Origin of the sequence: Bacteroides sp. GM023 (genome assembly GCF_014750685.1) — a bacterium.
Classification (GTDB): domain Bacteria; phylum Bacteroidota; class Bacteroidia; order Bacteroidales; family Bacteroidaceae; genus Bacteroides.
Window position 1 is genome coordinate 871691 of the sequence record NZ_JAAXGE010000003.1, and the last position, 6371, is coordinate 878061.

Below are 6371 nucleotides of genomic sequence, written 5' to 3' on the forward strand. Positions count from 1 at the left end.
ATTATCTAGCCAATGGCATCCAAACAGTCATTTCTCCCTTTCCTCTGTTTCCCCATGCATAATAGGGAATCAAACGAATATTTACTGTCTTTTCCGCTTGAACGACCGGGCGATAAAGCACGCCTTCCCAAGAAGGAGCAGACGCCAAACGTGCCATCCCTTCAAGTGCGACAATCGGACTGCCTTCAATACTGATTTTCTTTGGTGTCAGTTTAATATCCGCAGGAATCAAGACATTATCAATCTTTTCTCCAGTAGCTATATCCATACTTTCCAGGCAGTAAACCAACGGGCCACGCCTCACTACTACCTGATTGCGAATTTCCTCTGCCAACGGATGAGCTTCGAGCAAACGTACAGGCATATCCATTATCAATTCCACCACGTCTCCCTTCTTCCATGCGCGATTCACTTCCGCATAGGTATTCGCTTTTGCATTTATCTGCATCGCCTGTCCGTTTACTGTAAGCGTAGCTTTCTCACACCATTCGGGAATACGCAGGAAAAGAGAAAAAGCACCTGCTTTCCGCGGAACTTTATCCAATGTCACACGTACATTCCCATCCCATGGATAATCTGTTTCCTGTGTCAAGGCAATTTCTCCTTTATCTTTCCAAGTTGTAGTCAATGTATTCGCACCATACAGATTGCAATAAATACCTTCAGTTCCCAGCGTATAAGCATAATTCTGCGCCTGACAAAGAGTGCGCAATGTATTGGGCGGACAGCAGAAACAACTGATATATTCCGTCCGTTCTTTCGGCCAACGAAGTGTATAAGGCAGATCGGCGCTAATACGCAATGGGTTCGTATAGAAATACTTCTTTCCATCCAGACTGATACCGCTCAACACACTATTATAAAGGCAAGTCTCTACGAGTTCCGCATACTTCGCATCTCCCGTCACCTCCAGCATACGCCAGTTGAACAACATATTCCCTATATTGGCACATGTTTCATTATGCGCTGTACTATTCGGCAACTGATAAGGACGTCCATAACTCTGATGGACTTTCTGAATACTATCCGGTTCGTAGCAAGTACCATCCGGCGATATACCGTCATAAAGTGCCCCGCAAGCTCCGGTCACATACATTTTGCGAGTGACAATATCATTCCAAATACTGGTCAGGTTTTTCATTAACTGCTGTTCGCCTGTCTCTGCATATACATCCGCTACACCTGCATACAGATAATTGGCACGTACGGCATGTCCCATAGCGCGATACTGGTCACGGAAAGGAATACGATCCTGATTATCATCCGTACCATTCTCCACCATACCGCGAATATCAATCAGATTCTTTGAAAGTTCAAGATAACGGAGATCTCCGGTAGCGCGATACATCTCGACTACACCCATATAATGAGAAGGGCAAATAGCATTACGAGCCAGTTCGGCAGAAGCCGTTTCGTAAAAGTGACAAAGGAAATTCGTTGCCTTCACAGCAGCATCGAAAAGAGTTGTTTTTCCGGTGGCACGACGATGAACGATACCCGCCATCATCAAGTGTCCCAAATTATAAGTTTCAAAATTCAAGCGATTGGCAAAAGCCCCCTTCTCATCTTCCGCACCTACTTTCGTACCAATCACAGTCTGCTTGTGCTGATCGTCCAATGCATGAGAATCAATCCCTTTATTCAGTTCTTCAATGATAACCGGGGTATGTATGTAACCATCTGCACGTTGGGCTTTTATGACGCAAGTAATAAAGTTATCCATTAACTTATCCAGCTCCGGATCTTTATTGACGGCATAGACAGAAGCTACTCCTTCCATCCACTTATACATATCTCCGTCATGGAACGGCGGGCCCCAATGCTCCCCTTTGCATACACCGGCAGCAATCTCAAAATTACGGAAGCCGTGAGAGACTTCCGGTGTATTCCAGGTATTCCACATACTTTGCAGGGAAGTATGGCTGAACACATTAAAACGATCTCCCCAAAATCCGTTTGTCCATTGTACTGCATCGACTCCGGTATTCGCCATTTTAGCAAAACGGCTCTGGCTCATATCCGTCAATCCGTTACTCTGCGCAAATGCTCCCGTAACGGTGGCGGAAGCTAAAAGAAATAACAGCTTTATCTGTTTCATTAATATGGATAATTTAAAATTCACACAATATCTTTATAAAAAGACGTGATTATCCATATTTTGTACTCAAATTCAGGGAGTGTAATTTATTTCCGCCTTCCTTGCCTGCGAATGTTGAAACTGGCGGGCTACCTTATATTCATGCCCTTCTTTCAGCAAATAACTGCCTGTCTGCTTGAACCAAAAGCTGACATTCGCTTCCACACACTGCCGTCGAATATCCAACACCCAGTCATAATCGCACACACGAGCTTCTTTTCCTGATTCTCCCCCGGCAACGACTTGTTCCACCCAATCTCCCAGTTCTCCCCTAAAGTCAATCCGACTAAGAAGCGGCTCACAGATAATAATTTTATGTTTAATAGGAATTGCCTTATAAATAGGCAGACGATAATCCACCCTATCCTGATTCTCCATTGTGCAGCAAATCGTCACATTATCATACCCTTCTCCCCAATCGGGCGGCAGACATTGCTGTAACCTGTCAATTCGCTTGGTAATAAAAAGGAAACGGAGATCTTGGCGTATCCGCATCATCTCCCATGCTTCGGCACGCCATTCGTCGGCATCCTCTATCAGAAAATCAGAGGTAAAACAAGTATATACCAAGTTGCCCGATGGAATCTTATACGTCCCATTCTTTTTCTGTTGCAAAGGCAGGTCAAACTTTTCCGTCTTTGCCACGACCGAACTGTCTTTCCCATATTTACCATCCGTACGGTACACATAGCAATGACGACACCCTTCACTCAGTTTGTGACAGCCATGCCAAAGATTCCACATTGATGCTTTTTCGCCCATTCTCTTTTTTTCTTCAAATGTATGTTTTATCTGTCATATATCCATAAAAAAGAGTGCACCTTTTTTCTATAAAAGAAAAAGGTGCACAAAACACAAACAAAACAAACAATAGAGCGACCTTCACAGGCAGCCGGTCGGTTAAGACCATATCTTTAATCCGCCCATCTCGATGCGGGCAGTTTTTTCTTGCAGTATGCCTTCGTCCAACTATAGGATTTTCTTTTCCTCAGATAAAGCGTATCTCCACAATGCTTCTTCGCTTCCCAGTCAAAGATAGAATGATTTCTTATCATCCTTTCCCACCAATAAAGAAAATGATATGTACACAAAGGTATTAACATAAACCACCACGATAACCACAATGATAGCCCCAAAGCCGGCAATAATGTGAGAAAGAAACACTCTGTATATTGTCTCAAATGAATCCGGTTTTCCATTTCTTCCCAGATTTCCAAATATTTATAGCGAGTAAAACAGAAACCAAAAATCATAAATGAATGTTTCTTCTTACTAAGAAAACACTTCGCCAACCGACTGTTATATAAAATCATTATCCCTAATACTGTTTGTAAGTTCTGCTTTGCAAATGTCCGCATAATAACGAATATGGCAAATTGTATTCATGTCTAAGAGAACAATAATTATTCATCAATGTGACTATTAGCACAAATCTCAAACACCTATTTTCGCTATACGCAAAAACATCTATCCAAAACAGTTTACTCTTGTGTTATTTACTTTTCTCAGGCGCCCTATATTCTGGTTTTCATAATAGAGCTACCTACCCTTTTAAACTCATCACTAATTTTGGAACAGATAAAGTGAATATATATTCTATCTACTCCACATATTTCTACAAAGGTAATACATTTATATGTATTTTATATGAATTATAGATAAAAAAGGTTCAAAGGTACACCATTTTTTTCTTATAAAACAGATAAACGAGAATCAAAATTAACAATATTATTACTATTTTCAAAACATGACTAACGAAAGGTTTATACCGCCACTCCGTACTTTCATCCTTTTGATCCATAACTTTATTGTAGTCTGTTTTCACAAAACATTCTTTTTTAGTATCTTCTTTATCAGATAGCAATCGGTTCTTTTCTGATGTTTTATTTATCACCTTTCGAACACCGGAAATCAAATAAACAGGGGATGTTTTTTCTTTTGTCGAATCTTTTTTTTGTCATTAAAAATACATATTCGATACATTCTTCTGTTTTCTCCGATATTTTTTCCTCAAAACTCGAATCGCGTAAAATTTCATTGGAATAACGACTCAATGAACTTGAATCCATCTCAATTTTACTATTCCTGTTAAGCATTTCTTTTTTGCATCTGCATCCCGAAAATAACACAGGAATAATGAAAGCTAGCAACAGAATAAATAGCAGTTCTCTCCCACTCTTCATAAACTCCCTTACATCAAAACAAGGACAAGCCTTCATATATTCATAAGGTTCAATCACGCCATCCCCATTCAAATCCGGCGAAGTATCCCGATGCCCCAACACTTGAAGAATCCCATACTCCCGCTGCAAATCCATGATTACCTGATAAAGCACCCGCTTTTGAGCATTCGTCCGTGTATCTGCAGGCTGTCCGTTCTCATTCAATCCGCCGACATAACATATCCCGATACTTCGTTCATTCCAACCTTTACAATGGGCCCCGATTAAAGAGACATCCCGCCCTTTCTCCAATCTCCCATCCAAACGAATCACATAATGATACCCGATACCATTAAATCCACGCTCCCGATGCCAACGGTCAATATCAGCGGCTGTAAAATCCTGTCCTGCTTTCGTAGCCGAACAATGTACTATTATTGAATCTATCTTTCTCATAATATCTGTTTTTTTAATGAAACCCTCTTGTTAGTAATCCGAAGGAGGAAGACGTTTCACGCATCCCCGAATCTCACATTTCTTCACTTCCGATTCTTTTTGTATTAACTCCACTTCGTGACATTTGTGTATCCAGTTGATTTTTTCCTCTTGTTCCTTGCGAAGTTCAGCGTAAAGACCATCTATTTTCTCATCGCGTTGAGTCAGCCGTTCTTCCAGCCAATCTACTTTCTTTCGTCGATTTTCCTCTTCCAGGCTGTTGACTGACGCTTCTTCCTTACGCGCATCCGTCTTGCGGCAAGTCAGATACCGCACGAACCACTTCACTGCTTCCAAACCACCCATAGCGGTAATAAAAGTGAGGATTGTAGTTGTTTGCATATTAATATAATTATGTAGTTATAAAGAAAGAATGAGGCCGAAGCCCCATTCCTGTTAATGTAATTTTACCGGTCGAAAATTAAGCTGCCGGATCGGGTGTTTCGCCACCATCTCCCGACCCTTCGTCAGGATCAGGTGTTTCATCACCTCCATTTGTGTCGCCGTCATTTGTTTTTGCATCATTAATATGATCCAAATCTTTAAACTTCAATCCATCTGAACGAGTTGAAGTACCTGTGAAAAGACGAATATCTGAATTTGCCCGAAAACAAACCCTCAAACCACTAATATCAGCTACTGTAAAGTCTTCCGGTTTTTCTGTTCCCTTACTTTGAGCAGCCAAGAAAAAATATCCCAATCCTGCAATATTTACCGAACGGCCACCCAACAAAGTTTTCTTCAATAATGTACGAAAGTCTTTGAGAACACTAATCGTTTCACCTTCACTGACTCCTGAAGTCGAAGAAATCTCCTTCGCAAATTCATCCAGCGTTGCACTTGTGTCATATTGGTAAGAAATTATCGGATACACTTTCTTTCCTGCTTCTTTGTTCGTTGGGTCACATAGACGTTGAACTCTTTTAAATCTAATTGCCATAATACTTTTCTTTTTTAAATGAATACTGTTTAATTATTATCTCGCTAACGTTAACGATGCAAAGGTGCTGTATTCTCCCAAGAGATGAAACGACACTAAATAAAGTGTTCCGAAAGAGTCAACCCCCAACTGGCATATTTATAGAGGGCATCCGATACGACAAAAACGATTGGCAGGGAGATAATAATGACACAAATAAAAATTAAATAACTCCTTATTATATCTATATTCATCCTCATACACAACAAGAGTGCACCTCCTTCCCCACCGGGAAGAAGATGCACCACACAAACAAAACAAACAATAGCCAACCTTCACAGGCGCAGGTATAGAATCCATGCGGTCATTCCCTTACTACTATATAAGGAAATGATAGGGGCACATGGATTCTTCGGAAAATGGGCGCTTCACAGCGACATAAAAATACAAATTTAACAATGTTCCAATGCTTCCCGGTCATTTGTAATTAAACGTATGCACTTCATAAGCAGTTTGTTGCAGGGAATACTTTTTTTTGACAAACAGAACTATATCGTGTAATCCTGTCCGCCTTGTTCATCCTTTTTCGCTTCGCTCTAAGTGACAGAGCAGAATTTAAGATAATCGTTCCGCATCCATCCGTATTGGAAAATCCAAA

Annotated in this window: 5 protein-coding genes and 1 pseudogene; all 6 read right to left on the bottom strand. The window is 40.8% G+C overall.

Going from position 1 to position 6371, the window contains the following annotated elements:
• Position 1 precedes the first annotated feature (1 nt).
• Positions 2–2098, bottom strand: coding sequence for a glycoside hydrolase family 127 protein (locus tag HC965_RS10240; protein ID WP_191031385.1), 2097 nt, complete (start codon positions 2096–2098; stop codon positions 2–4).
• A 72-nt stretch (positions 2099–2170) separates the two neighbouring features.
• Positions 2171–2899: a DUF5131 family protein gene (locus HC965_RS10245; protein ID WP_191031386.1), complete on the bottom strand. Its 729-nt coding sequence runs from the start codon at positions 2897–2899 to the stop codon at positions 2171–2173.
• Positions 2900–3051: 152 nt separating this feature from the next.
• Complete coding sequence (locus HC965_RS10250) at positions 3052–3450, bottom strand: hypothetical protein (protein ID WP_191031387.1); 399 nt, start codon at positions 3448–3450, stop codon at positions 3052–3054.
• A 645-nt stretch (positions 3451–4095) separates the two neighbouring features.
• Positions 4096–4755, bottom strand: a pseudogene (locus HC965_RS26650) (N-acetylmuramoyl-L-alanine amidase); the annotation flags it as partial.
• Between the two features lie 30 nt (positions 4756–4785).
• Positions 4786–5136 (bottom strand): hypothetical protein, encoded by a 351-nt coding sequence (locus HC965_RS10260; protein ID WP_191031388.1) that lies wholly within the window; start codon positions 5134–5136, stop codon positions 4786–4788.
• Positions 5137–5215: 79 nt separating this feature from the next.
• Positions 5216–5734 (bottom strand): HU family DNA-binding protein, encoded by a 519-nt coding sequence (locus HC965_RS10265; protein ID WP_191031389.1) that lies wholly within the window; start codon positions 5732–5734, stop codon positions 5216–5218.
• Positions 5735–6371 lie beyond the last annotated feature (637 nt).

Bases quoted from the DNA above. Each gene is read 5' to 3' on its own strand.
- HC965_RS10240 (WP_191031385.1), bottom strand. From the start codon at position 2,098: ATGAAACAGATAAAGCTGTTATTTCTTTTAGCTTCCGCCACCGTTACG.
- HC965_RS10245 (WP_191031386.1), bottom strand. From the start codon at position 2,899: ATGGGCGAAAAAGCATCAATGTGGAATCTTTGGCATGGCTGTCACAAA.
- HC965_RS10250 (WP_191031387.1), bottom strand. From the start codon at position 3,450: ATGATTTTATATAACAGTCGGTTGGCGAAGTGTTTTCTTAGTAAGAAG.
- HC965_RS10260 (WP_191031388.1), bottom strand. From the start codon at position 5,136: ATGCAAACAACTACAATCCTCACTTTTATTACCGCTATGGGTGGTTTG.
- HC965_RS10265 (WP_191031389.1), bottom strand. From the start codon at position 5,734: ATGGCAATTAGATTTAAAAGAGTTCAACGTCTATGTGACCCAACGAAC.